We start from the raw sequence: 25,726 nt of genomic DNA, 5'->3' as shown, positions 1-25,726 counted from the left end.
TCAACCAGCACAGCCGCCGCCTGCCGCCGCATGGCAACTGGCCATGACCGTTGATCGGAGACTGCCAAAATCACCTGCGATAGCAAAGTGACATAACAGGATTGATTGTTTAGCATGATTCCTGTTCGGTCAACAAAATGGCATAAAGTCAATAGCAAACAACTATAAAACAATAGTTTGACGCTTGTTTTATGTCACACCTCACAAAACTGTCGGTGTAGGCGCCTCGCGGTAGCCGGCCCGGAAGCCTGTTGTAGTCAGACAAAGGAGAGTCCTCATGAGCAATGTCGTTGCGGTCGTCAAAGGCGTTGTCGGTCAGGTCATTGCACTTTCACCCGAAGGCATCCAACGCCTGCTCGTTGAGGGCGATCGCCTGTTCCGCGGCGATCAGGTCATGACCGGACAACAAGGCATGCTCAGCCTGCAAATGCAGGGTGGCCAAGAGCTCGAAATCGGTCAGAACAGCCAGTGGCTCGCCAACACCGAAACCGATACCCAGCCCACGCAGGCGACCCAGCCCCCATCCGAGGACGAACTCGCGGTAAAAGAGCTGCAACAAGCCATCGCCGCGGGTGTCGACCCCACCGCTGAGCTGGCTGCCACTGCGGCCGGCCCGGGTGCCGGTGGCGCCGGCGGCGGTGCTGGGGGAATCGGTGGTGGCCACAGCTTCGTGCTGCTCAGCGAAACCGCAGAGCAGCTTGATCCGACGGTAGGTTTTGTCACCGAAGGCCTGGATAACGCTTTCGTGGCCATCGAAGACGAGACGCCCGCACCCACGCCTGCAACCGCAGCCGCCACAGACGCCACGCCACCAGCCGCTGAGAACACCCCACCGCCAGGTGGTTCACTCAACGTCGAGACCCCCGAAGACACGCCGTTCGAAGGCAGCTTCCAACTCGAAGATGCAGATGGCGACAGCTTGACCTTCAGCCTGCTCGACGCACCGGACAATGGCCAACTGACCCTGAACCCGGATGGCAGCTGGCTGTACACCCCCAACCCCGATTACAACGGTCCGGACAGTTTCCAGGTCCAGGTCAGCGATGGCCGGGGGGGACTCAACACCCTGGTGGTCAATATCGGCGTCACCCCGGTCAATGACGCGCCAGTCGCCGTCGCCGATGCCGCCACCGTTGCCGAAGGCGGCAGCGTGCTGATCGACCTCGCTGGCAACGACAGCGACAGCGACGACGGCCTCGATCTGGCCAGCATCGTCATCACCAGTGGCCCGGCCAATGGCACCGTCACCGTCAACGCCGACGGCACCGTCAGCTACCAGCACAATGGCTCCGAGACCACGGGCGACAGCTTCACCTACACCATCAAGGACGCTAGCGGCCAGACCTCCAACCCGGTCACCGTCACCCTCGGCGTCACCCCGAGCAACGACGCCCCGGTCGCCGTCGTCGATGCCGCCACCGTCGCCGAAGGCGGCAGCGTGCTGATCGACCTCGCCGACAACGACAGCGACAGCGATGACGGCCTCGACCTGAGCAGCATCGTGATCACCGCCGACCCGGCCAATGGCACCATCACCGTCAATGCCGACGGCACCGTCAGCTACCAGCACGACGGCTCCGAGACCACCGGCGATAGCTTCACCTACACCATCAAGGACGCCAGCGGCCAGGTCTCCAATCCGGTCACCGTGACCGTAGGCGTCACCCCGGCCAATGACGCGCCAGTCGCCGTCGCCGATGCCGCCACCGTCGCCGAAGGCGGCAGCGTGCTGATCGACCTCGCCGACAACGACAGCGACAGCGATGACGGCCTCGACCTGAGCAGCATCGTGATCACCGCCGACCCGGCCAACGGCACCATCACCGTCAACGCCGACGGCACCGTCAGCTACCAGCACGACGGCAGCGAAACCACCGGCGACAGCTTCACCTACACCATCAAGGACGCCAGCGGCCAGACCTCCAACCCGGTCACCGTCACCCTCGGCGTCACCCCAAGCAACGATGCCCCGGTCGCCCTCGCCGATGCCGCCACCGTCGCCGAAGGCGGCAGCGTGCTGATCGATCTGGCCGACAACGACAGCGACAGCGATGACGGCCTCGACCTGAGCAGCATCGTCATCACTGCCGACCCAGCCAACGGCACCATCACCGTCAACGCCGACGGCACCGTCAGCTACCAGCACAACGGCAGCGAGACCACCGGCGACAGCTTCACCTACACCATCAAGGACGCCAGCGGCCAGGTCTCCAATCCGGTCACCGTGACCGTAGGCGTCACCCCGGCCAATGACGCGCCAGTCGCCGTCGCCGATGCCGCCACCGTCGCCGAAGGCGGCAGCGTGCTGATCGACCTCGCCGACAACGACAGCGACAGCGATGACGGCCTCGACCTGAGCAGCATCGTGATCACCGCCGACCCGGCCAACGGCACCATCACCGTCAACGCCGACGGCACCGTCAGCTACCAGCACGACGGCAGCGAAACCACCGGCGACAGCTTCACCTACACCATCAAGGACGCCAGCGGCCAGACCTCCAACCCGGTCACCGTCACCCTCGGCGTCACCCCAAGCAACGATGCCCCGGTCGCCCTCGCCGATGCCGCCACCGTCGCCGAAGGCGGCAGCGTGCTGATCGATCTGGCCGACAACGACAGCGACAGCGATGACGGCCTCGACCTGAGCAGCATCGTCATCACTGCCGACCCAGCCAACGGCACCATCACCGTCAACGCCGACGGCACCGTCAGCTACCAGCACAACGGCAGCGAGACCACCGGCGACAGCTTCACCTACACCATCAAGGACGCCAGCGGCCAGGTCTCCAATCCGGTCACCGTGACCGTAGGCGTCACCCCGGCCAATGACGCGCCAGTCGCCGTCGCCGATGCCGCCACCGTCGCCGAAGGCGGCAGCGTGCTGATCGACCTCGCCGACAACGACAGCGACAGCGATGACGGCCTCGACCTGACCAGCATCGTCATCACCGCCGACCCGGCCAATGGCACCGTCACCGTCAACGCCGACGGCACCGTCAGCTACCAGCACAACGGTTCCGAGACCACGGGCGACAGCTTCACCTACACCATCAAGGACGCCAGCGGCCAGACCTCCAATCCAGTCACCGTGACCGTCGGCGTCACCCCGGCCAACGACGCGCCGTTGATCCGTGTACCGGATACGCAGACCACCGCGGAAGACACCAGCAAAACCTTCTCCCTGCTGATGCAAAATGCTCTGGGTGTCTTCGACGCTGAACAGGACAACCTGAGTGTCACCCTCAGCGTCGAGCATGGCGTTCTCAACATCGGCCTCAACCTGCTCGGTGCCAGCCACACTGGCAGTGGCACAACCACCCTCACCATTACCGGTAGCGCGGCCGCCATCAACAATGCCATGGCCCAACTCAACTACGTTCCAGGCGCCGACTATTTCGGCCCGGACAACCTGCAAATCAGCGCAAGCGATGGCCAGACAACGGTTAACGATTCGGTAGCTATCACCGTAACACCGGTCAACGATGCACCGACCACTACCCCCATCACCCTGGCAGCCATCGCCGAAGACAGCGGCGGCCGTGTCATTACCCAGGCTGAGCTGCTGGCCAATGGCAGTGACATCGAGTCGGACAACCTGGTGGCGAGCAACCTGGCGATCACTGCCGGCAATGGTTCGCTGACTGATCTTGGCGACGGGACCTGGCTCTACACTCCGGCAGCCAACGACGACAGCTCGGTGTCCTTCAGTTACACCATCACCGACGATGGCACCAGCAACGGCTTGAGCGATCCGAAGTCCGTCACCGCTAGCGCTACCCTGGACATCAGCCCGGTCAATGAGACGCCGGTCGCCGTCGCCGATGCCGCCACCGTCGCCGAAGGCGGCAGCGTGCTGATCGACCTCGCCGACAACGACAGCGACAGCGACGACGGCCTCGACCTGACCAGCATCGTCATCACCGCCGACCCGGCCAATGGCACCGTCACCGTAAACGCCGACGGCACCGTCAGCTACCAGCACGACGGCAGCGAGACCACCGGCGACAGCTTCACCTACACCATCAAGGACGCCAGCGGCCAGGTCTCCAACCCGGTCACCGTGACCGTCGGCGTCACCCCAAGCAACGACGCCCCGGTCGCCGTCGCCGATGCCGCCACCGTCGCCGAAGGCGGCAGTGTGCTGATCGATCTGGCCGACAACGACAGCGACAGCGACGACGGCCTCGACCTGAGCAGCATCGTTATCACCGCCGACCCGGCCAATGGCACCGTCACCGTCAATGCCGACGGCACCATCAGCTACCAGCACGACGGCTCCGAGACCACAGGCGACAGCTTCACCTACACCATCAAGGATGCCAGCGGCCAGGTCTCCAACCCGGTCACCGTCACCCTCGGCGTCACCCCAAGCAACGATGCCCCGGTGGCCGTCGCCGATGCCGCCACCGTCGCCGAAGGCGGCAGCGTGCTGATCGATCTGGCCGACAACGACAGCGACAGCGACGACGGCCTCGACCTGACCAGCATCGTGATCACCGCCGACCCGGCCAATGGCACCGTCACCGTCAACGCCGACGGCACCGTCAGCTACCAGCACGACGGCTCCGAGACCACCGGCGACAGCTTCACCTACACCATCAAGGATGCCAGCGGCCAGGTCTCCAATCCGGTCACCGTGACCGTCGGTGTTACCCCTAGCAACGATGGCCCGGTGGCCGTCGCCGATGCCGCCACCGTCGCCGAAGGCGGCAGCGTGCTGATCGATCTGGCCGACAACGACAGCGACAGCGACGACGGCCTCGACCTGACCAGCATCGTCATCACCGCCGACCCGGCCAATGGCACCGTCACCGTCAATGCCGACGGCACCGTCAGCTACCAGCACGACGGCAGCGAAACCACCGGCGACAGCTTCACCTACACCATCAAGGATGCCAGCGGCCAGGTCTCCAATCCGGTCACCGTCACCCTCGGCGTTACCCCGAGCAACGACGCCCCGGTCGCCGTCGCCGATGCCGCCACCGTTGCCGAAGGCGGCAGCGTGCTGATCGACCTGGCCGACAACGACAGCGACAGCGATGACGGCCTCGACCTGAGCAGCATCGTCATCACCGCCGACCCGGCCAATGGCACCATCACCGTCAACGCCGACGGCACCGTCAGCTACCAGCACGACGGCAGCGAAACCACCGGCGACAGCTTCACCTACACCATCAAGGATGCCAGCGGCCAGGTCTCCAATCCGGTCACCGTGACCGTCGGCGTTACCCCGGTCAACGACGCCCCAAGCGCCGACAGTGCCTCGTTCAACGCAACGCAAGGCGGCAGCCCTGTAGTGATTGCGCTAAGTGGCAGCGACCAGGACGCAGGCGACAGTGTCGAGTCGTTCCGCATCACCGCCTTGCCCGAGGAAGGCAGCCTGCTGCTCAATGGCGTGGCCATCAGCGCAGCGGCGGTCGCGACTGGAACCGCCATCGTGACCAGCACCCAGATCGCCGCTGGTCTGCTCACCTACCAGCCGAACAACAGCTTCGACTCGCAGAACGACGGCCCGGCGCCGACCTTCACGTTCCAGGCCTACGATGGCGAAAGCTACAGCGACCCAGCCACCGTCACCCTCAATGTCGCCGATGCCACGCCCACCGCCATCGACGACTTTGCCAGCCTGACCGAAGGCACCCAGGCCAGCACTGTCAACCTGGTGATCATGCTCGACACCTCAAGCAGCATGGTCGACGCCGCCTATGGCGGAGTCATCAGCCTGCCGGGCGGCGGCACCACCACGCGCTTCGAGCTGGCCAAGGATGCTCTGGAAAATCTGATCAACAGCTACGGCAACTCGCTGCAGAACGTGATGCTGGTGACCTTCAACGGCAGCGCCACCTTCCAGGGCTGGTTCGACCCGAGCAGCGCTATCAGCACCATCCAGGGCCTCGGCACTGCCAACGGCACGGACTTCGACGGCGCCCTGCAGCAGGTGCAGCAGAACTACGGCACCCCAGCTGACGTCGACCATACCTATGTGTACTTCGTCTCCGACGGTTTCCCGGCAACTTCGCTGGGCCTCACCTCCGGCAGCGCTTCGGTGTCCGCGAGCGAGCGGGAGGACTGGGTCGACTTCCTCGAAAGCAACGCTATCGACGCGGCCTATGCGGTCGGTATTGGCAGCGACCTGAACAGCGATTACGCAAAAAGCAATCTGGATACCGTGGCCTGGTCTCCGGACCCGGCTGACAACCCAGCCCTGACCTGGAACAGCAACGACAGCCTGTTCTACAACCCGGGCGATATCGTGCAGGCCAGCAGCACCCACAACAGCAACACCATCGTGGTGGCCGACCCGTTCGACCTCGAATCCGTGCTGCAAGGCACGGTGCAGGTATTCGAGGGCGAACTGCTCAACGGCAGCATCTCCGGCAGCATCGCCGATAACTTCGGAGCTGATGGTGCGGCGACACCGAAGATCGTCGCCGTGGCCCTGGACAGCGATGGCAACGGTGTGGGCGACATCAGCGCCAGCTTCGATGGCACCAGCTACACCCTCGACCTCGGCGCCACCATCGGCACCCTGAGCATCAATGCGGTAACTGGCAACTATGTGTTCAATCCGGTGGCCGGCTTCGATATCGCGGACGACACCAGTTTCAAGATTCGCTACACCATCGAGGATGCCGACGGCAGCCAGGACAGCGCTACGCTCAACCTGACCCTGCGTGACAGCAGCGAAGTCAACGCCTACGACAACGCAGCCCAAGCCCAGGTGCAACAGTCCACCACCCTGGATGGCGCAGCCGCCATTGTCCTGGCCGATTTCAGCAGCACCAACATGTCGAGCACCAATGGCTCGCAGTGGGCCTTCGACACCAGCGGTAACTCCAGCACGACGAATGTGGTGGGCCAAGGGCAGACCCCAACCGGCGCCCAGTGGCAACTGATCGGCTCAGCCACCGTTGGCGACACCAGCGATGATGGTGACGCTGACAGCGAGCTGCGTATCACTGACAGCAAAACCAGCGATAGCGACACCAGCGGCAGCACTGTCACCACGCCGACCTTCACCCTTGCCGCCAACCAGACGGCCAGCGTGAGCTTCTTCGTCGATCTGGACACGGACTCCAGCGGCAACCAGTTCCAGAGTGGCGATATCTTCCGCTGGGCACTGGTCAATAGCAGCGGCGTCGAAGTGCAGACCGGTACGCTCACCGCAGCCAGTAGCGATGGCACCATCACGCGTACGCTCACCAGCGGCGCCACCAGCGAGACCTATCGCCTGGTGTTCAGCCTGACCGACAACACCCGCGCAGCCAGCGGCAATAAAACCGCCGAAGTACGCATCGACGACATCAGCCTGGACATCATCAGCACCACCACGATGAACGCCCCGGCCATTACTGGCAATGTCATCGACAACCCCAACAACCATGCCGGTAGCAGCGATGCCTGGGGCGCGCAGGACAGCCTGGGCAGTGAGGGGGCGATTGTCAGCGCCATCAATGGCGTCGGCTTCAGCGGCTCGACCAATGTCACCGGCCTCTATGGTTCGCTGACTATCAGCGACACCGGCCAATACACCTACACCCCCTTCGCCAACGTGACGAACCAGGGCCAGAGCGAGGCCTTCAGCTACACCCTGACCCAACCGGATCTCGACAGCTCCACGGCACAGCTGGTGTTCGACATCGTTGCCAGCCCCAGCACCCTCACTCCCATCAGCGGCGATGGTGCTCTGACGGGCGGCTCGAGCACCGATGTCCTGCTGGGCGGCGCGACGGCCGACACCCTCAGCGGCCTGGGTGGCAACGACCATCTGGAAGGCAAAGGTGGCGTCGACAACCTGCTCGGCGGCGAGGGTGACGACATCCTTATCGGCGGCACCGGCAACGACAACCTGTGGGGTGAAGGTGGCAGCGACACCTTCGTCTGGCATGCCGGCGATACCGGCGCCGATGTGATCAAGGACTTCGATCTGGCGCAGGACAAGATCGACCTCAGCGACCTGCTGCAGGGCGAAGAAAATGCCAGCGATATCGGCGATTACATCAAGCTCAGCGCCAGCGGCGACACCCTGCTGGTGAGCAGCACCGGCAGCCTCGATGCCACCGGCAGCAATGCCGACGTCAGCATCCAACTGGAAGGGGTAAACCTCAGCGAGCCAAGCCTGAACCTGGGTGCCACACCGGCCGCGATCATCAACTCGCTGATCGCCGGCTCCGACCCGACCGTGAAACTGGATCACTGACCCGCCCATCCGGGCAGCAAGGTCCGCGCTAAAAGAAAGCCGGCCTGCCATTTGGCAGGCCGGCTTTTTCATGGCCATTTAGCCGCTCACTGCTGCACCGGCCACAAGTCTGTGTGGCCGCGGACTCCGATGCAAAGGTACCTGGCAATCAGGTTGTATGTAGAGGCGCCGGCTGACCTGTAGGGTGCGCCGTGCACATGGCCAGATCAGATGGTTTAGGCTCCGGCAAACTGCTCGACCGCCACCAGTTCGCCATCCAGCAACGGCTGGTGGGTCAGGAACTCCAGCGCCGAGGCGCGCCAGGACTGGCGCGCCGCCCGTTCGGCGCAGCGCCCGCGATCCAGTTGCAAGGCGTCCAGACAGGCCTGACGCAGATCCTCGCTCATTACTCCAGTCAGCCCCTGCTCCAGTACATCCAGCGGTCCCGCCACCGGGAAGGCCGCCACCGGTGTGCCGCAGGCCAGGGCCTCGAGCATCACCAGGCCATAGGTGTCGGTGCGCGAGGGGAACACCAGCACACTGGCCGTGGCGAAGGCTTGCGCCAGCTCGGCGCCCTGCTGGTAGCCGAGAAAGCGCGCCTGCGGATAGGCCGCCTGCAACTCGGCGCGCTGCGGCCCATCACCGACCACGCGCTTTTCTCCCGGCAGATCCAGGTCGAGAAAGGCGCGCAGGTTCTTCTCCGCTGCCAGGCGCCCGACGTAGAGGAATGCTGGTTGCTCTGGCGCCCCGCCCTGCGGCCGGAACAGGTTGCAATCCACGCCTTTGCGCCACAGCTGCAGGCGGCGCAGGCCCTGGGCAGCGAACTCCTCGCGCATGCGCTCGGTGCTCACCAGCACCGCCTGGCTCGGGCGGTGGAAGCGGTGCAGGTAGGCGTAGCCCCAACTCAATGGAATCCGCGGCCAGCGGCTGTGCACATACTCGGGGAAACGCGTGTGGATCGCGCTGGAGAACGCCAGCCCACGCTGGCTCAGCCAACGCCGGGCGGCCCAGCCGAGCGGGCCTTCGGTAGCCAGGTGTACGCAGTCCGGGCGGAACTCGCGGATCGCCGGGCCGACCTTCCATAGATCCCAGGCCAACGGAATCTCCGGGTAACTGGGACAGGGCAAGGCGCGAAAATCGGCGGGTGACAGCAGCTTGACCAGATGGCCCAGACCGCGCAGTTCACTGACCAGCGCCTGCAGGCTGGTCACCACACCATTGACCTGCGGCAGCCAGGCATCGCTAACGATCAGAATCCTCATGCCACCTGCCCGATGGCCAGCTCAGCCTCACGTGCCTGGGCCTCGGCCAGGCGGTACAGCTCGATGCTGCCGTCCAGGTGCTCGATCAGCGCCGTGCAGGACTCCACCCAGTCACCACAGTTGAGGTACTCCACCTCACCGACTTTGCGGATCTCGGCGTGGTGGATGTGCCCGCAGACCACGCCGTCGAAGCCGCGCTTGACGCATTCGTGGGCGATCGCTTCCTCGAAGTCGCTGATGAAGCTCACCGCAGTCTTGACCTTGTGCTTGAGGTAGGCCGACAGCGACCAGTAGCCGTAGCCGTAGCGCTCGCGCCAGTGGTTGAGCCAGCGATTGAGGGTCAGGGTGAACTCGTAGGCGCTGTCGCCGAGGAAGGCCAGCCAGCGGTGGTAACGGGTGATCACGTCGAACTGGTCACCGTGGATCACCAGCAGCTTGCGCCCGTCGGCGGTGAGGTGCTCGGCCTCGTCGACCAGCTGGATATTGCCGAGGATCAGCGTCGAGTAACGCCGCAGGAATTCGTCATGGTTGCCGGTGACGTAGATCACCTCGGTGCCGCGCTTGCTCATGGTCAGCAGGCGGCGGATCACGTTGGTATGCGCCTGCGGCCAGTAGATACCGCTGCGCAGCTTCCAGCCATCGATGATGTCACCGACCAGGTAGACCTTGTCCGCCTGGTAGCGCTTGAGGAACTCCGCCAGGCGCTCGGCCTGGCAATCGCGGGTGCCCAGGTGCACATCGGAAATCCACAGGGTGCGGACTCGTTGCTTGCGGCTGGGTGTGCTGCGCTCGGCGATGCTCATCGGCGTTCTCCGCTGGGTTTAGCGCGAGCGTGCACCCTAGCGGTGAAAACACTGTGACAGCCCTATGGCAATGCGGTGACAAGCCGCGAGCGCGGTGTAGACTTCCTGCTTGTTTGAGGAGCCAGCCATGCACCCGGTCTTATCCCTGCGCCACTACCGCCACGAACAGATCGCCCACAGCCACGAGCACGCCCAACTGGTGTTCGGCCTGAGCGGCTGCCTGGATTTCGAAGTGGCCGGCCAGGGTTGCCAGGTGCTCAGCCACAGCCTGGCAGTAGTGCCGCCAACGGCCCACCATGCCTGCGCCAGCCCAGCGGGCAGCCAGTGCCTGGTGCTCGATGTGCCGGCCGAGGGCTGGCTGCAGCAACGCCTGGGCCGGCATGCCGACGCTGGCCGGCGCCTGCTCGACCGCCCCGGCCGCCTGCTGCTCAACCCGGCGCAGAGCCAGCTGGTCAACTGGCTGGCGGCCAGCCCGATCAACGACGACGTCATCGCCCAACAAGGCGCGGCCCTGCTGCTCGCCAGCCTGAGCAGTAGCGAGCCCCTGCCCAGCAACGGTCTGCCGCTGGCGGTGCTCGACGCGCATATCGAACGCCACTGCGCCCACCCGCTGCAGGTGGCGGATCTGGCGCGCCTGTGCGGCCTATCAGCGGCGCGCTTCCATGCGCGCTTTCTCGCCGAGACCGGGCAGACACCCATGGAGCATGTGCGCAACCGCCGCCTGCAGCTGGGCCGTGAGTTGCTGCTCGGCAGCAACCTGGCCGTCGGCGAGATCGCCGCGCGGGTCGGCTACGCCTCGCAGAGCGCCTTCACCGCGGCCCTGGCACGCCAGTTGGGTAGTACGCCGCGCCAGTTGCGCCGCGAGTGGCGCGACAAACGCCGCGACTAGCGCGACAGACTGAGTGCGCGCTACCTGCCTAGACTCTGCGGATAGTCAGGGAGCTCTTATGCACACCATCGAATGGCAGGATTTTGAGCGCGTGGAACTGCGCGTCGGCACCCTGCTCAGCGCAAGCCGCAACGGAAAAGCCGTGAAACCCGCCTACGTCCTGGAAGTCGACCTTGGTGAATGGGGGATCAAGACCTCCAGCGCCCAGCTCACCGCGCACTACTCAGCCGAGCAACTGATTGGCCGCCAGGTGCTCTGCGTGTGCAACTTCGCGCCCAAGCGCATCGCCGGCATTCGCTCGGAGATCCTGGTTACCGGCGTCTACGACGCGGATGGCAAGGTGGTGCTGGCCAGCTTCGATCATCCCCTACCGAATGGCGCACGCCTGGCTTGATCCTGTAGGGCGGGTGCAACCCGCGCTGCACCCTGGCGGATTTCACCCGCCCTACGAATTTCGGAATCCCCATGCAACACCGTACTGCACTAATCGCCCTGCATCTGGGCGCGCTGCTCTTCGGTCTGTCCGGCATTTTCGGCAAGCTGGCCCTGGCCGCTCCGGTGGTGATCGTCTTCGGGCGCGCATTGTTTGCCGTGGCCGCCCTCGCCCCGTTCGCCCGGCCCAGTGCCACGCAGACACGTCCCAGCTGGCAGCGCCGCTTGGCCCTGGCGGGCATCGGCCTGCTGCTGGGCGGGCACTGGTGGAGCTTTTTTATCGCGGTGAAAGTCTCCGGCGTGGCGGTCGCCACCCTGGGTTTCGCCAGCTTCCCGGCCTTCACCGTGCTGCTTGAAGGCCTGCTGTTCAAGGAGCGCGTGCGGCGCAGCGAATGGGCCGTGGTCACCCTGGTCTGCCTGGGCCTGGTGCTGGTCACGCCGAACTTCGACTTCAACGATCAAGCAACCCTGGGCCTCGGCTGGGCCGTACTGTCCGGCCTGCTGTTCGCCCTGGTCTCGTTGAGCAACCGCGCCACCACCCGCGACCTCAACCCGGCCCAGGCGGCGCTGTGGCAGAACATCAGCATCCTGCTGTGCAGCCTGCCTTTTGCCTGGAGCCTGCTGCCCGAGGTACGGGCGCTGGACTGGCTGTGGATCGGCCTGCTCGGTGTGCTCTGCACGGCCCTGGCACACAGCCTGTTCGTCGCCAGCCTGCGTACGCTCAACGCACGCAGTGCCTCACTGGTGTTCGCCCTGGAGCCGGTCTACGGCATCGTCTTCGCCTGGTGGCTGTTCCACGAGCAACCGGGGCTGCGCATGCTCTGTGGCGGCGCGCTGATCGTCCTGGCCACGCTGATCTCGGCGCGCATGAGCCGGCATGGTCCGAGCGTGGAAGACCTCGGTTGACAGGATAAGAACTAGCTAGGCATTCGTTCGACCAACCCGGTCAAACAAGGTACCAATTACCGCACCTTGTTTACACCCCAAAACGAGATACGGTATAGTGCATCTCGACAGCAATCATTCGCGCCCTCACGCCAAGGTGACTACATGAAAGAAATAGAACTGATCATCAAAATCAGGCAGCCGGACATTCATGACTATGAGGAGCTGTATCCGCGTATTCCCTGCAACAGCGAGCAAAAGAAAGCGATTTTTCGAATACTGACCTTGCCTGCAAATATTCAGGCAGCTCTCGTCGTTGCAGAAGAGACTGGCAGCTCACCCGTAACAGTTCACGAGTCGAAACTGCAGGCAGCCATTGAGCGCGGAGATATCCAACCGTTGTCGTGGCACGAGAAACAGTTTGTAGGAACTGTTACAGCGGTAATCATGGAGTTCAACGGTTTCGAGAAAACAAGTAAGAAACAGCGTTTCACGAAAGGGCTATTTAAAAGCGCCGAGCTCTATTGTCGGCAACAAGTTAGTGCCTAGCTATCAGCTCCAGACGAACACATAAAGTGGCGCAGGCTTTGTGTTTCTTTCAAACATTTGTGCACCGCTTTTGCGGTCGCGTGAACCATGAGTTCAAAGACTCGTGAGCTAGAGTCGGGTAAGGGGCAACGACTAACGTGAGTATTAGCCGAAAGTTGCGCCCGATGGGTAAGCGCCAGCGATTAAATCGAGAGAAGAAACGCAGTTTACAGACTGTATGTGATTCCACTCTCCCTTGGGCGTTAGCCGCAAGCGGCTTGCTGATCCCGTTAACTAGCCTGCGGTATTACTGCGTGTAACGCTGCATAGCCGATACGCAGCAGACTTTGAACAGGTTCGGGTCTGGGTTTCAGCGGTCGCTGTGGCCCAGGTCGCGGGCAGGATCGATCAGATCGCGCAGGCGCTGCTTGAGCACCTTGGCCTCGGGGAAACCAGCATCGGCCTTGCGCTCCCACAACTGAACGCCGTCGCAGGCAATCCGGAACACGCCACCGGTGCTCGGCTCCAGGCTGACCTTACCGAGCTCGTCGCTGAAGGTGCTGAGCAGTTCCTGGGCCAGCCAGGCGGCTCGCAGCAGCCACTGGCACTGGGTGCAATAGGTGATGGTAACTTCGGGTTTGCCGGACATGCCAAGGGCTCCGCTGCGCAGAAAACGCCATGATAGCGCCGCCCAAACGACAACGCCGCGAAGTCTCCTGCGCGGCGTTGTGGCTAGGGTCTGTTGCCGTTTCGTTCACGGCCGCGACGGAGCCTGTTTTTGCGCGGGGCTAGGCGCGAGACGCGAGGTTTGGTCGTCCAAATGAGCCGTCGAGTAACGACGTCCCGCGCAAAAACAGGCCCGTCCCTTCGGGTTGCGCGCAAAATCGCGCCATGCGTCGTTGCGGGACTTGCCAAGGGAATGCCATTGCCTGCGTCCCGCGCCTAGCCTGGCGCGATTTTGCGCAGCAACGCGGTTCGCGAACGAAACGGCAACAGACCCTAAACAACTCAGGCGATCCGGGCCAACAGCTCCCGTGCCCTCGCCTTCTCCTGATCATCCCCCTCGTCGATCAGGGCATTGAGAATGTCGCAGGCCGCGCCCAGGTTGCCCTGCTCGATATAGGCCAGGGCCATGTTCAGCTGGGCCAGGTGCTCACGGTTACCGGCCAGATGCTCGAGATTGGACTCCAGCGGCTTGTCGGCACGTCTCTGTGGTTCCTCCCGCGAGAACGCGTCGACGAATTCCTCCTGCAATACCTCATCGCCCGCGCCCTCAGGCATCGGCATATCGCCGAAAGGACTGAGGCCATCCTTGTCGACCGTCAGCTCGAACACCTCGGGGAGCTCGCGCAGGTCCGAGCGGAACGACGGATCGAGCGCATCTGCGCTGGCGACCTTGGCCCGCGGCGGTGCTTCGTTCTTGAACGGGCTGACCAGATCCCAATCAGCATCCAGGGACAGGTCATCGAGGTTGAGCTGGAAGTCATCCTGCGCTGGCTGGGCAGCAGGTACCGGCTCCAGCACTTCATCGAGGGGCAGTACGGCAGCCAGCTCGTCCGCCTGCGTCGGGCGTTGCAGGCTGGCATAGCGCACGCGGATCTGGTCGACCTGTACATGGCTGGCGCCCATATCCAGCAACTGCTGCTCCTGGGCAAAGAAGCCACTGGCATCTCCCAGTTCGCCCAATACCTCGAACAGACGCAGACGCAGATCGATACGCTGCGGTTCCTGTTCGACTGCCTTGCGCAACGCGACCAGGGCTTCGCCAAAGTGGCCATAGGCGATGTAGATGTTGACGCCTTCGAGCGGGTCGGCCGGGACACTGGCGGCCCGTACCGGCGCTGCAGCACCCGGCGCTTGCGCAGTCGCGAATGCCGCCGCAGGCCGCCGCTCCTGCATGGTCGGAGCCTTGATAGTCGGCTGCACGTGCACGCGGGGCTGGCGATAGGGTTGCGGCGCCGGCCCTGTGGTTTTGCGCCGCAGTAACCACATGCCACCGATCAGTACCAGGCACAAACCGCCCGCGCTGAGCCAGAACGGCAACGAACCGCTGTCCGACTGAGCGGCCGCCTCACTGCGTGGCGCCATTACAGCTGGAGCCATTTGTTCCTGTGCGCTTGGCGCAGCTTCCGCGGGCTCGCTGGGAGCCTGACGCTGCTGCTCCAGCTCGGCGCGAATACTGGCCAGCTGACGATCCTTCTCGCTCATCTGCGCCTGCAGTTGTGCCAACTGGGCCTGCAGCTCACCGATGGAGGCTTGCAACTGCTGATTCGCCGCGCTCTCGCTGGCCAGTTGCTGATCCACCTGCAGCTGCGCCGCTTCGATTTGCGCTATCTCATTAGCCTCTTCGGATACCGGCGCAAGGCTTGCGGCCGGCTCGGGCACTGACTGTGCGGCAGATTGAACTGGTGCTTCGGCAGCCGACTCGACGAAGGGTTCAGCGGCTGGCTCGGTGGCAGACACCGGTTGTGCTGGAGTCGGGGCAATCCAGTTAGGTACGGCGCTTACCGGCAACCGCAGCTCGGCCGCCAGACGCAGGCGATCGCGGTCTCCGGCGATGAAAGCACTGGGGTTCAAGGCATGGATATCACTCATCAGGGTCTGCCGCGACGCCTCGCTACCGGCTTCGCGCAGACGCCCGGCAATGCTCCACAGGCTATCGCCACGTTGCACCTGATAGCGCTGCCCCTCTGCCACTGCCGGCAGCGGCCGGGCTGGTGCCGCCGCACGCGGGGCTGGCGTCCGAGCCACCGGGGCGACAGCAGCAGGCTCGGTGTAACGCGGCATCTCTGTAGTACTGGCCACCGGGTTATAGGCCGATGAGCCTGGCGGGTCGATGAGCAAGGTGTATTCACGCAGCAGGCTGCCGCCTGGGCGCTGCACTTCGACGATGAAATTGAGATACGGCTCGCGCACCGGTTTGCTCGACTCCACGCGGATCATGCTCTGCCCACCGCGCAGAATCGGGGTGAAGCGCAGATCATTGAGGAACACGAAGCGGTCGACGCCGGAGCGGCTGAAGTCTTCGGCTGAGGCCAGGCGCACCTTGATCTCATCGGAGTTCAGATCGCCGATCTGCAGCAACTCGATCTCGGCCTCCAGTGGCTGGTTAAGCGCCGAGTGCAAGCTGATCTCGCCCAGACCGAGGGCTGGAACCATACCGGAATAGAGCGCTGAGCCCGATGCCAGGGTCAATAGAAGTTGACGTACCCGAGCCATACACCCTCCACGGATTTCCAGCTCGCACGCTGCCCTCAGTAGCCTCCCTGATAGAGCGAGTATCCCTGGCTAGCGAGCAACGCAACGCTGTTTTATGTCGGGAGGGCGTCCCTGTCGCCCGGCTTCGCCATGCCTCGGCAGACCAACGGGTACCAAGCGGTACCAACCGATACAACGATCAAGGCATAAAACCAGCATAGGAAATAGGAGCCTAAAAATGCCAACTATCACTCATTCTGTATTGAGATAAGTCGGCCGCAGCTAACAGCTAAATTGACTAGGGCCTGTGGAAACCAGCCCGGCAGCAGGCTGTCCCGGCAACCCTGGGGGGCTGGGGAGTTATCTGGCCGAACAGGGGCATCTTGGGCGGACTGCAGGCGGCAGACCCTAGCCCTTCTCCAGATTGGCCAGTACCTGGGCATGCACGCGCTGGCAGAGTTGCATGTCTTCATCACTGACGCCGGCAAACAGCTCCTTGCGCAGCCCCAGGGCGATGCTTTCGATCTGTTCGATAAGAGGCCGGGCCTGCGGGCTCAGGACGATCTTCTTCGCCCGCCGGTCTTCCGGCACGGCATGACGCTGCACCAACCCCTGGGACTCCAGACCATCGAGCAGACGGGCCAGGGTCGGCCCCTCGACGCCCACGGTCTTGGCCAGCTCACGCTGGGTCGGTGGCTCCTCCAGCAGAGCCAGGTGTAACAGCACCAGCCAGCGTGCCTGGGACAAGCCTAGGCCGGAGAGACGTCGATCCAGTTCGGCGCGCCAGGCGCGGGATAACTGGGCCAACTGCATGCCGAAACTGTGTTGCGCAAAGGTGTGCATAGCGATTCGTGCGACCGTGTCATGGCGGTTTTTGCCCCTGTCTGCACGCCCCAATACTGCGCAGACAGCAGAAAAACCTAATTATTAGTCGCCTAACCATAACCCCGTGGCGCGCCCGTCGCCAAGTCCGTTTTCACCATTTGACGTACTGGTCTTCGACGAAGCCCCAGAGGTTGTCGATCACCACTGGAGCCCGGCCCGGTGGGCGCAAGGTGCCCTGGAAACAGCCGAAGACCTGCTTGAAGTTGCTCGCCAGAACACCCAGATTGAGGCGCTCGCGGTGCAGGCCATGGCCACGGAAATTCAGCTCGACCTGGCCATCGGCAGAGACGATCCGCCAGGGTTGCAGCGGCTCATCGCGGTCGAACTGGAAATGCACGCCGCTGACCGGCAGCAGCTCGCCATCCAGCCAGTAGCAGTTCTCACTGAAACTGGTTTCGTTGACCCCGCAGGACAGGTTGAGACCGACCCGCACGCCCGCCACCTCACCGGACAGGCAGGCCCAGTTCCAGAAGGTCTCCGGGCGCATGTAGCCGGCCGACCAGTCGTGGTGGGCGAAGGCATCGATCCCCGCCAGGTCGAAATCGCCCAGGGCACTCTGCACCGAGCCCTGGCAGCGCACCCCGGCGACCTTCTGCGCATAGACCCAGCCATTCACCGCCGTGGGCGTACAGATGCACATCGGCTGGAAGGCTGGCTGCTGCTCGGAGAAGTGCGCCTCGATGCGCGTGCCATCGTCCAACTCCACCAGCAGGCGCTTCTCCCTGGGCTGCGCGCTGTTTTCCAGACGCAACAGGTTGCCGCCGCTGCGCAGCTCGCAAATACCGCTATCCGGCTGCTGCGAGAAGCGGCTACCAAAGCCCAGCGGCAGGCGGAACTGACGCTCGATCATGCGCCCGCTGGGCGGATGGAACAGGTAGACGAAGCCGATGCCGAGCAGGCTCAGGTTGCCCAGCGCGCAGCCGCCGATCAGCTCGTGGCTGACCAGGCCGAAATACTGGAACTGGTGAAAGCGCCGCCACTTGGCCAGCGCGCCGAGACGGCGGCCCATCGGTGAGCGGAAGTCGAAATCGCGGTAGTTCACCTCGCCCGGTGCCGCCGGGAAGATGCCGTAGTGGGGCTGGCCGTTGGCCTGGATCAGTCGTTCCATCGTTACTGCTCGGCGGGAAAGCCGTGATCCTAGCAGCCGAGTCTCAGCGTTGAAGCGACGATTCGCGCCAGTCTGGCTGACACTTCAAGTCACTACCTGGTTGCGGCCAAACGCCTTGGCCTCGTAAAGAGCCCGGTCGGCATGTTCGAACAGCAGATCGAGCGCCATTCCGTCTTGCGGGCGCAGGCAGGACACCCCGACGGAAATGGTCAGCACCGCCGCGGTCGACGAACCGGCGTGAGCCAGCTGCTGATCCTGCACGGCCTGACGCAATGCTTCACCGCGCTGGTGCGCCTCGCTGGCGCCGATGCCATACAGCAGCACGGCAAACTCTTCGCCGCCCAGGCGCACCGCCATGTCCAGCGGCCGCCGGGCCGAGTCGGAGAGCACTGCACCGACCCGCTGCAAGGCGCGGTCGCCAGCCTGGTGGCCATAGTGGTCGTTGTACGCCTTGAAATGGTCGACATCGCACAGCAGCAGCGCCAGCTCGACCTCTTCGCGCTGCGCCTGGCGCCACAGCCGGGCCAACTGGCGATTGAAGCTGCGCCGGTTGTGCAGGCCGGTCAGGCTGTCGTGGTCGGCCAGCACGCGCATCAGACGGCTAATCAGGAAATGCTGGCGCGACTTGAATTCCAGCAGGTAACAGCCAACCGCACCGATCAGGTTGCCGAACAGCAGGAACACCAGATTGTTGAACAGGCGCTCCGCTGGCAAACCGCCCAGCCATTCGAACAGGCCATAGGCAAGCAGCACCAGAAAGGAAATGGCCAGCGCCTCGACCAGCCGCAGCCCTACCAGGAAGTAGGCGGCAATGCAGACCAGGAGTACACCTTCATAGGGGAAAAACGGATTCTGACCATGGCCGATGGCGATGATCGCCGCGGCCCCCAGCCCCATTGCCCCGATACAGGCGAGGCTCAGCGGCACCATCAGGCGCGGATGGCGGTTCAACAGGATCAGACGGCCACAGACAACCAGCAGCACTGCCACGCCCAGGCGGATGACCAACAGCCCGTAGAGCAACGGCGCACTGATCATCCACACGTCCACCACCAGGAAGGCCATCCAGACGAACAGGGCGAACACCACGGAAACACGCTTCAGCTCGACACTGTCACGCAGCGCATAGGCGCGGTATTCCTGCTCCAGTGGCGCGCTGAAGCGCAGCCGACGATAGCCTTTGGCAAGCTGGTCGGCGTAGGGATTGGGGCTTACATCGTCAAGCCAGGCAAGATGGGACGACACCAGAACCTCGCAAATGGATGGCACGGCGCCACCATAGCCACTTGCGACATGCGTCACAAGTTTGTCACCCGTCAGCGCCGAGAGTTTGGCGCACAAAGCCACACCGTCGGTCGCTCTAGCAGGCTGTTGAAAACGTAGGCGAGGCAGCCAGCGCAAGGCAAAAACAGGCGAAAAAGCGCAGTTTACGAGTTGTAAATGAGCATTTTGAGCCTGTTTTTAACGCCGCGATGGCAACGCAGGTAGTTTTCAACAGCCTGCTAGACCTCGAACTCCGCCTGCAGGGCCGCCCGCACACAATACAGCACGCCTTCCGGCACTTTCCCGGCAAACTGTTCGGCGATGGCCGCAACCGGCGGCAGCTCGCCTTCGCCATCGAGGAAGGCATCCTGGATTTCACCGAGCAGGTCGTCCGGCAGATCCAGCGCCTGCTCCAGGCTCAGTTGCTGGCGGCCGATGGCTTCGGCCAGCAGGCTGTAGACGTTCTTCTCGGTGCATTTGAGCTGGGCGGCGATCTGCAGCGGGGTCATCCCGGCACGCGCCAGGCTGACCAGCTCGTGGCGCAGGTCGACCACCACCTGCGGCGCTTCTGCGGCGCCATTGAGCACTTCGAGGAAGGCCTCGCCGTAGCGCTCCAGCTTGCGCGCGCCGACGCCACTGACCTGCGCCATGTCGCTCAGCGAGGCCGGTTTGCTGCGCAGCATCTCCAGCAGGGTGGAATCGGGGAAGATCACATAAGGCGGCACGCTGTGCTCTTCAGCCAGCTTGCGGCGCAGGCTGCGCAGGGCTTCCCACTGTTCGCGCTCCTCGGCACGCACCAGCTGGCTGGCACTGCTGCCGGAAGCCTTGGCCGCCTGCTGCGGCTTGAGGTCACGACGCAGCTGCAGAGTCACCTCGCCGCGCAGCAGCGGGCGGCAGCTGTCGGACAGGCGCAGGCCGCCATAGCCGTCCAGATCGACATCAGCCAGACCACGTGCCACCAGTTGGCGGAACAGGGTGCGCCACTCACCTTCGTTGAGCGCCTTGCCCATGCCGAACACCGTCAGGTGCTGGTGGCCTGGGGCACGAATCTTGTCGTTTTCGCGGCCGAGGAGGATATCCACCAGATGGCCGACACCATAACGCTGGCCACTGCGGTAGATGGCCGACAGCGCCTGACGTGCCGGCTCGGTGGCATCCCAGGTCTGTACGCCGTCGATGCAGTTGTCGCAATGCCCGCAGGGCTGCGGCAGTTCCTCGTCGAAATAGGCCAGCAGCGCCTGGCGGCGGCAGCGGGTTTCCTCGCAGAGAGCGAGCATGGCATCCAGCTTGTGCTGCTCGACGCGCTTGTGCCGCTCGTCACCTTCGGAGTTGCTGAGCATCTGCTTGAGGAAGATCACATCCTGCAGACCGTAAGCCATCCAGGCATCGGCTGGCAGGCCGTCACGGCCGGCGCGACCGGTTTCCTGGTAGTAGGCCTCCAGCGACTTGGGCAGGTCGAGGTGGGCAACAAAGCGCACGTTGGGTTTGTCGATGCCCATACCGAAGGCGATGGTGGCGACCATGATCAGGCCTTCCTCATTGAGGAAGCGCTTCTGGTTGTAGGCGCGCAATTCGTTGGGCAGGCCGGCGTGGTACGGCAGCGCCGGGTAACCCTGGCCGCTGAGAAACTCGGCGACCTCCTCGACCTTCTTGCGCGACAGGCAATAAACGATGCCGGCATCGCCCTTGCGCGCGGTGAGAAAGGCCAGCAACTGCTTGCGCGGCTGATCCTTGGGCAGGATGCGGTAGAAGATGTTCGGTCGGTCGAAGCTGGAGAGAAAGCGCTCGGCGTTTTCCAGGTGCAGGCGCTGAACGATTTCCTCGCGGGTACGCATGTCCGCCGTGGCGGTCAGGGCGATGCGCGGTACATTGGGAAACAGCTCGGCGAGCTGGCCCAGCTGCAGGTATTCCGGGCGGAAATCATGGCCCCACTGCGACACGCAATGCGCCTCGTCGATGGCGAACAGGCCGATCTGCAGGCCCTGCAGAAAGGCCAGCATGCGCGGCTGGACCAGGCGTTCAGGGGCCACATAAAGGAACTTGATCTCACCGCGGCGGATGCGCTCGGCGATATCGCGCTGCTCATCGTTGCCCAGGGTGGAATTCAGCGCCACGGCGGCCACGCCTAGCTCGTCGAGGGTGGAGACCTGGTCTTCCATCAGCGCAATCAGCGGCGATACCACCACCGCCAGGCCTTCGCGCAGCAATCCCGGCACCTGAAAGCACAGCGACTTGCCGCCGCCGGTGGGCATCAGCACCAGCGCATCGCCGCCGCCGGCCACGCGCTCGATGATCGCCGCCTGCTTGCCGCGGAAGGCGTCATAACCGAAGACATCTTTGAGAATGCGGAGGGCGGCGGACATGAGTGGCGGGATCATCCGAAGACTGAAGAAGCGGGCGCGCAGTATACGCGAGCCAGCAAGCCGCGGCGCCCTCGCCCGTCGGCCGTGCTTTTGCCGGCCCAGGCGGCTAGAATCCCGGTGATTACTCCCTCAAGGTAGTGCCACGATGTCCTTCGCCGAGCAATTGTCCCGCCTGCAAGCCTTCCTCGATGCCGATGAACTGCATGAGGAGGCCTTGGACTACGTGGCCGCCCACGGCTACCTGACTGCCCTGTCGATCTGCCCCGATCAGGTGCCGGAGCGCGAATGGATCGACGCCCTGTTCGCCGAACCGCCGCACTACCGCAGCGACGCCGAGCGCGTGGACATCGAAGCCACCCTGCAACAGCTCAAGGCCCACATCGGCCGTCAGCTGGCCAGTGACGACGACCCGGAATTCCCCTGCGACGTCGACCTTGGTGAAGATCCGGACGATTCCGACCTGCGCGGCTGGTGCATCGGCTTCATGGAAGGCGTGTTCCTGCGTGAGTCGGTGTGGTTCGAAGACGCCGAAGACGAAGTCAGCGAACTGCTGCTGCCGATCATGGTGGCCTCCGGCCTGTTCGACGAACAACCCGAGTTCGCCGAGATCGCCCGTGACCGCGACCTGGTGGACAGCATGGTCGACCAGATCCCTGAACTGCTCACCGCCCTGTTCCTGCTCTGCCATGCGCCGGAAGAGAAGCCAGCCCTGCTCAAGCCCCGCCACCACTAAGCCGCGCCGATGGCGCACAGCGACATCCCGCAAAGCCGCCACCGCAGCGTACGTTATGTACTGCTGGCGGTCGGCTGGCTGAGCGTGGTGTTGGGGGTGGTCGGCATTTTCGTCCCCGTCCTGCCGACTACCCCGTTCCTGCTCCTGGCTGCCGCCTGTTTCGTGCGCAGTTCACGGCGTTTCTACCAGTGGCTGGTCAATCACCGCCACCTCGGGCCGTGGATTCGTGACTACCTGGAAGGCAATGGCATTCCGCTCAAGGGCAAGGTCTACGCCATCGGTCTGATGTGGCTGAGCATCGGCCTGTCCTGCTACCTGGTGCCGCTACCCTGGGCCCGCGCCTTCATGCTCACCAGCGCGGTGCTGGTCAGCCTCTACATCCTCAAGCAGAAGACCCTGCCAGTTCGTTGAACCCGCTGGCCGACAAACAAAAGCGGCAAAAGTGTGACGTAGCGCCTAAACTTTTGGCACTTTCAGCGCAGAGACAAGCCATGCATTCTCGGTCGAGCATTCAAGGACGAGCGCAGCGCCGGCCGGCGGCCTGGCTTGCGCTCGGCCTGTTGCTGGGCTTGCTGCTCGGCGTAGCCGCCAAGGCCAACTGGGACTTCGGCGTGGTCATCCAGAACGCCGAGCAGCGCTACGGCAAGCTGGGCGTGGCCAAGGGCCGTATCGAGGCCTGGGACGAGTTGATCCAGGCCAGCGCCAACCTCTCTGAAAGCGAGAAGCTCGCCACGGTCAATCGCTTCTTCAACCGCCAGTTCCGTTTCTCCGATGACATCCGCAACTGGCGCCAGGAAGACTACTGGGCCACCCCGGTGGAAGCGCTGGTGAAAGGCGCCGGCGACTGCGAGGACTACTCCATCGCCAAATACTTCACCCTGCGCCGCCTCGGCATCCCCAGCGAGAAGATGCGCATCACCTACGTCAAGGCCCTGAAGTACAACCAGGCACACATGGTCCTCACGTATTACTCAAGCCCCTCGGCAGTGCCCCTGGTGCTGGACAACCTGATCAGCGAAATCCGCCCGGCGTCCCAGCGCAAAGACCTCTTGCCGGTCTATGCCTTCAACGCCGAAGGGCTGTATCTACCGGGCTCCAACAGCAAGAAAAGCGATAGCAAGAAGCTCTCGCGCTGGCAGGATCTATTGAAGAAAATGCGCGCCGAAGGTTTCGCCGTTGGTGAGGGTTAGGAGAACTCTATGTCCTTGTTAAAACAACTTTTTCTCGCCATCTGCCTATTCCTGGTAGTGGCCTTCACCGGCAGCTTCATCGCCGGGGTGGAGAGCTCGCGCGAGCAACTGCTCAGCCAACTGCGCTCCCATGCCCAGGACGCCGCCACGGCGCTCGGCCTGTCCATGACCCCGCACGTCGATGACCCGGCGATGATCGAACTGATGGTCAGCTCGATCTTCGACAGCGGCTACTTCGCCACCATCCGCGTGGTGCGCATTCCCAGCGAGGAAGTGATAGTCGAGCGGCGCACCACCATCACCTCGGATAATGTCCCGGCCTGGTTCGTCGACATGGTCGACCTGGAGCCCCAGGGTGGTGATGCCCTGATCATGCGGGGCTGGGAACAGGCCGCGCGGGTCGAGGTGCTCAGCCACCCGCAATTCGCCCTGGCCAAGCTGTGGGACAGCGCCATCGGCAGCCTGCTCTGGCTGCTGTTGTGCGGCGTGGTCAGCGCCATCCTCGGTGGCTGGCTGCTGCGCACCCAGTTGCGCCCTCTCGACAACATGGTGCAGCAGGCCCAGGCCATCAGCCGTCGCGAGTTTCTCTCCTTGCCCAAGGTGCCACGCACCCCCGAGCTGAAGCGCGTGGTCATGGCCATGAACCAGATGGTCGAAAAGCTGAAAAACCTGTTCGCCGAAGAAGCCGCACGCAGCGAGAAACTGCGCGAAGAAGCCTATCAGGACAGCCTTACCGGCCTGGCCAATCGCCGCCTGTTCGATATCCGCCTGGCCGACCAACTGGCCGTTACCGAACAGAACGCTGAAGGCTATCTGATGTTCCTGCGCGTCAACGACCTCGGCGGGCTCAACCAGCGCATGGGCGGCCAGAAAACCGACGCCCTGATCAGCGCGATTGGCGACCTGCTCAAACGCCTGCTGGATGAGCAGGGCACCCCGGATTGGCTGGCTTCACGTAGCCGTGGCGGCGAATTTACCCTGCTCGCCCCTGGCCTGGCTGGCGAAGATGCCGACCGCCTGGCCCAGGAGTTGGTCGAAGGCCTGGAAAGCCTGCGCCAGACCGGTGCCAGCGACTGCACTCCAGTCGCCCACCTGGGCATTGCCGCATTCAAACCCGGCGAGGAGCCGGGCAGCGTGATCGGCCGCGCCGACCAGGCCCTGGCCCAGGCACAAAGCAATGCCGGCAAGCCCTGGGAACGCCTGGACGACTTCAACGCGATGCCCGGCCAAGGCCTGCACGACTGGCGTGCCTGGATCGACGACGCGCTCAAACAAAGCAAGCTGCAACTCTACTTCCAGCCGGTCACCCAGTGCGCCGATCGCAGCCAGCCGCTGCACCAGAAGGTACTCGCCCGCCTGATCGACCCACAGGGCGAAGCCATCGCCGCGGGCCGCTTCCTGCCCTGGATCGAGCGCCTCGGCTGGGCCGCGCGCTTCGACCTGGCCATGCTCGAACACAGCCTGGCGCACCTCACGCAGAACCCCCAACCACTGGCACTCAGCCTGTCTGCGGCAACCCTGCGTGAGCCGGCCAGCCTGGCGAAGATGCTTGCCATTCTCCGGGAGCACCCGGAACAGGGTCCGCTGATGACCCTGGAGCTGGACGAGCGCTACCTGCCGCCATCGGCAGAACTGGAAAAACTCAGCCAGGCCGTGCGTGAAGCCGGTTTCCACCTGGGCCTGCAGCACTTCGGTGGACGTTTCAGCCTGATCGGCAACCTGACCCACCTGGGCCTGGCCTACCTGAAGATCGATGGCACCTACATCCGCGCCATCGACCAGGAAAGCGACAAGCGCATGTTCATCGAAGCCATCTTCCGCGCCACCAACAGCATTGACCTGCCGTTGATTGCCGAGATGGTGGAGACCGAAGGTGAACTAGCGGTGCTGAACGAACTGGGTATCCACGGCGCCATGGGTCGCCTGATTGGTGCACCAGCACCCTGGCAGGGCTGACAAGTAGCCCGGATGCAATCCGGGAAAGATCAGTTCACGAGCGTATTTGCGG

17 protein-coding genes are annotated in these 25,726 nt (G+C 63.8%); 9 read left to right on the top strand and 8 right to left on the bottom strand.

From position 1 onward, the window contains the following. The first annotated feature begins 277 nt into the window (after positions 1-277). A complete protein-coding gene (locus LRS11_RS12570) occupies positions 278-8,200 on the top strand; it encodes a retention module-containing protein (protein ID WP_312026971.1) in 7,923 nt (2,640 codons plus the stop codon). Positions 8,201-8,415: 215 nt separating this feature from the next. Here the strand turns inward: LRS11_RS12570 and LRS11_RS12560 are convergent, their stop codons facing one another. Both LRS11_RS12560 and LRS11_RS12555 read right to left on the bottom strand, forming a co-directional pair. Further along, entirely contained in the window at positions 8,416-9,441 is a 1,026-nt protein-coding gene (locus tag LRS11_RS12560; RefSeq protein ID WP_260493325.1) for a glycosyltransferase family 4 protein, read from the bottom strand. Further along, a complete protein-coding gene (locus LRS11_RS12555) occupies positions 9,438-10,244 on the bottom strand; it encodes a UDP-2,3-diacylglucosamine diphosphatase (RefSeq protein ID WP_260493324.1) in 807 nt (268 codons plus the stop codon). The genes LRS11_RS12560 and LRS11_RS12555 overlap by 4 nt, the downstream gene beginning before the upstream one ends. A gap of 127 nt (positions 10,245-10,371) precedes the next feature. Between LRS11_RS12555 and LRS11_RS12550 the strand changes: the two genes are divergently transcribed. From LRS11_RS12550 to LRS11_RS12535, 4 genes are all read left to right on the top strand, one after another. Next, complete coding sequence (locus LRS11_RS12550) at positions 10,372-11,133, top strand: AraC family transcriptional regulator (protein ID WP_260493323.1); 762 nt, start codon at positions 10,372-10,374, stop codon at positions 11,131-11,133. A 58-nt stretch (positions 11,134-11,191) separates the two neighbouring features. After that, positions 11,192-11,527 carry a tRNA-binding protein gene (locus tag LRS11_RS12545; RefSeq protein WP_260493322.1) on the top strand — a complete coding sequence of 112 codons (336 nt, stop codon included), beginning with the start codon at positions 11,192-11,194 and terminating at the stop codon, positions 11,525-11,527. Positions 11,528-11,598: 71 nt separating this feature from the next. Continuing rightward, positions 11,599-12,471 (top strand): DMT family transporter, encoded by an 873-nt coding sequence (locus tag LRS11_RS12540; protein ID WP_260493321.1) that lies wholly within the window; start codon positions 11,599-11,601, stop codon positions 12,469-12,471. A gap of 144 nt (positions 12,472-12,615) precedes the next feature. After that, positions 12,616-12,999, top strand: coding sequence for a hypothetical protein (locus LRS11_RS12535; RefSeq protein ID WP_260493320.1), 384 nt, complete (start codon positions 12,616-12,618; stop codon positions 12,997-12,999). A gap of 349 nt (positions 13,000-13,348) precedes the next feature. On the opposite strand, the gene LRS11_RS12530 is transcribed toward LRS11_RS12535, so the two are convergent. From LRS11_RS12530 to recQ, 6 genes are all read right to left on the bottom strand, one after another. After that, positions 13,349-13,627 carry a SelT/SelW/SelH family protein gene (locus tag LRS11_RS12530; RefSeq protein ID WP_260493319.1) on the bottom strand — a complete coding sequence of 93 codons (279 nt, stop codon included), beginning with the start codon at positions 13,625-13,627 and terminating at the stop codon, positions 13,349-13,351. 359 nt (positions 13,628-13,986) lie between these two features. Next, positions 13,987-16,197, bottom strand: coding sequence for a LysM peptidoglycan-binding domain-containing protein (locus tag LRS11_RS12525; RefSeq protein WP_260493318.1), 2,211 nt, complete (start codon positions 16,195-16,197; stop codon positions 13,987-13,989). 387 nt (positions 16,198-16,584) lie between these two features. Further along, a complete protein-coding gene (locus LRS11_RS12520) occupies positions 16,585-17,019 on the bottom strand; it encodes a MarR family transcriptional regulator (protein ID WP_260493317.1) in 435 nt (144 codons plus the stop codon). Positions 17,020-17,152: 133 nt separating this feature from the next. Continuing rightward, on the bottom strand, positions 17,153-18,169 hold the full coding sequence (locus LRS11_RS12515) for a DUF2804 domain-containing protein (protein ID WP_260493316.1): 1,017 nt from the start codon (positions 18,167-18,169) through the stop codon (positions 17,153-17,155). A gap of 84 nt (positions 18,170-18,253) precedes the next feature. Further along, on the bottom strand, positions 18,254-19,414 hold the full coding sequence (locus LRS11_RS12510; RefSeq protein WP_260493315.1) for a diguanylate cyclase: 1,161 nt from the start codon (positions 19,412-19,414) through the stop codon (positions 18,254-18,256). Between the two features lie 257 nt (positions 19,415-19,671). Continuing rightward, positions 19,672-21,795 (bottom strand): DNA helicase RecQ, encoded by a 2,124-nt coding sequence (gene recQ, locus LRS11_RS12505; RefSeq protein WP_409519730.1) that lies wholly within the window; start codon positions 21,793-21,795, stop codon positions 19,672-19,674. A 145-nt stretch (positions 21,796-21,940) separates the two neighbouring features. On the opposite strand from recQ, the gene LRS11_RS12500 reads away from it, so the two are divergent. The 4 genes from LRS11_RS12500 to lapD all read left to right on the top strand — a co-directional run bounded on the left by LRS11_RS12500 (position 21,941) and on the right by lapD (position 25,674). Further along, positions 21,941-22,528 carry a YecA family protein gene (locus LRS11_RS12500; protein ID WP_182835028.1) on the top strand — a complete coding sequence of 196 codons (588 nt, stop codon included), beginning with the start codon at positions 21,941-21,943 and terminating at the stop codon, positions 22,526-22,528. 9 nt (positions 22,529-22,537) lie between these two features. Continuing rightward, positions 22,538-22,939 carry a YbaN family protein gene (locus LRS11_RS12495; protein ID WP_260493313.1) on the top strand — a complete coding sequence of 134 codons (402 nt, stop codon included), beginning with the start codon at positions 22,538-22,540 and terminating at the stop codon, positions 22,937-22,939. An 80-nt stretch (positions 22,940-23,019) separates the two neighbouring features. Beyond that, entirely contained in the window at positions 23,020-23,718 is a 699-nt protein-coding gene (gene lapG, locus LRS11_RS12490; protein ID WP_260493312.1) for a cysteine protease LapG, read from the top strand. 9 nt (positions 23,719-23,727) lie between these two features. Continuing rightward, the gene (gene lapD / locus LRS11_RS12485) at positions 23,728-25,674 is read left to right on the top strand and encodes a cyclic di-GMP receptor LapD (RefSeq protein WP_260493311.1); all 1,947 of its coding nucleotides are present in this window, start codon (positions 23,728-23,730) and stop codon (positions 25,672-25,674) included. Positions 25,675-25,726 lie beyond the last annotated feature (52 nt).

Origin of the sequence: Pseudomonas sp. J452, assembly GCF_024666525.1 — a bacterium.
Lineage (GTDB): Bacteria > Pseudomonadota > Gammaproteobacteria > Pseudomonadales > Pseudomonadaceae > Aquipseudomonas.
Note: the sequence above shows the minus strand (reverse complement) of the source record. Positions and strands in the feature narration are given on the sequence as shown.

What these genes read in the sequence shown, in the direction of transcription:
- LRS11_RS12560 (WP_260493325.1), bottom strand. Translation starts at nt 9,441, where the DNA reads ATGAGGATTCTGATCGTTAGCGATGCCTGGCTGCCGCAGGTCAATGGT.
- LRS11_RS12535 (WP_260493320.1), top strand. Translation starts at nt 12,616, where the DNA reads ATGAAAGAAATAGAACTGATCATCAAAATCAGGCAGCCGGACATTCAT.
- LRS11_RS12555 (WP_260493324.1), bottom strand. Translation starts at nt 10,244, where the DNA reads ATGAGCATCGCCGAGCGCAGCACACCCAGCCGCAAGCAACGAGTCCGC.
- LRS11_RS12570 (WP_312026971.1), top strand. Translation starts at nt 278, where the DNA reads ATGAGCAATGTCGTTGCGGTCGTCAAAGGCGTTGTCGGTCAGGTCATT.
- LRS11_RS12540 (WP_260493321.1), top strand. Translation starts at nt 11,599, where the DNA reads ATGCAACACCGTACTGCACTAATCGCCCTGCATCTGGGCGCGCTGCTC.
- LRS11_RS12530 (WP_260493319.1), bottom strand. Translation starts at nt 13,627, where the DNA reads ATGTCCGGCAAACCCGAAGTTACCATCACCTATTGCACCCAGTGCCAG.
- lapD (WP_260493311.1), top strand. Translation starts at nt 23,728, where the DNA reads ATGTCCTTGTTAAAACAACTTTTTCTCGCCATCTGCCTATTCCTGGTA.
- LRS11_RS12525 (WP_260493318.1), bottom strand. Translation starts at nt 16,197, where the DNA reads ATGGCTCGGGTACGTCAACTTCTATTGACCCTGGCATCGGGCTCAGCG.
- LRS11_RS12515 (WP_260493316.1), bottom strand. Translation starts at nt 18,169, where the DNA reads ATGGAACGACTGATCCAGGCCAACGGCCAGCCCCACTACGGCATCTTC.
- recQ (WP_409519730.1), bottom strand. Translation starts at nt 21,795, where the DNA reads ATGTCCGCCGCCCTCCGCATTCTCAAAGATGTCTTCGGTTATGACGCC.
- LRS11_RS12495 (WP_260493313.1), top strand. Translation starts at nt 22,538, where the DNA reads ATGGCGCACAGCGACATCCCGCAAAGCCGCCACCGCAGCGTACGTTAT.
- LRS11_RS12545 (WP_260493322.1), top strand. Translation starts at nt 11,192, where the DNA reads ATGCACACCATCGAATGGCAGGATTTTGAGCGCGTGGAACTGCGCGTC.
- lapG (WP_260493312.1), top strand. Translation starts at nt 23,020, where the DNA reads ATGCATTCTCGGTCGAGCATTCAAGGACGAGCGCAGCGCCGGCCGGCG.
- LRS11_RS12520 (WP_260493317.1), bottom strand. Translation starts at nt 17,019, where the DNA reads ATGCACACCTTTGCGCAACACAGTTTCGGCATGCAGTTGGCCCAGTTA.
- LRS11_RS12550 (WP_260493323.1), top strand. Translation starts at nt 10,372, where the DNA reads ATGCACCCGGTCTTATCCCTGCGCCACTACCGCCACGAACAGATCGCC.
- LRS11_RS12500 (WP_182835028.1), top strand. Translation starts at nt 21,941, where the DNA reads ATGTCCTTCGCCGAGCAATTGTCCCGCCTGCAAGCCTTCCTCGATGCC.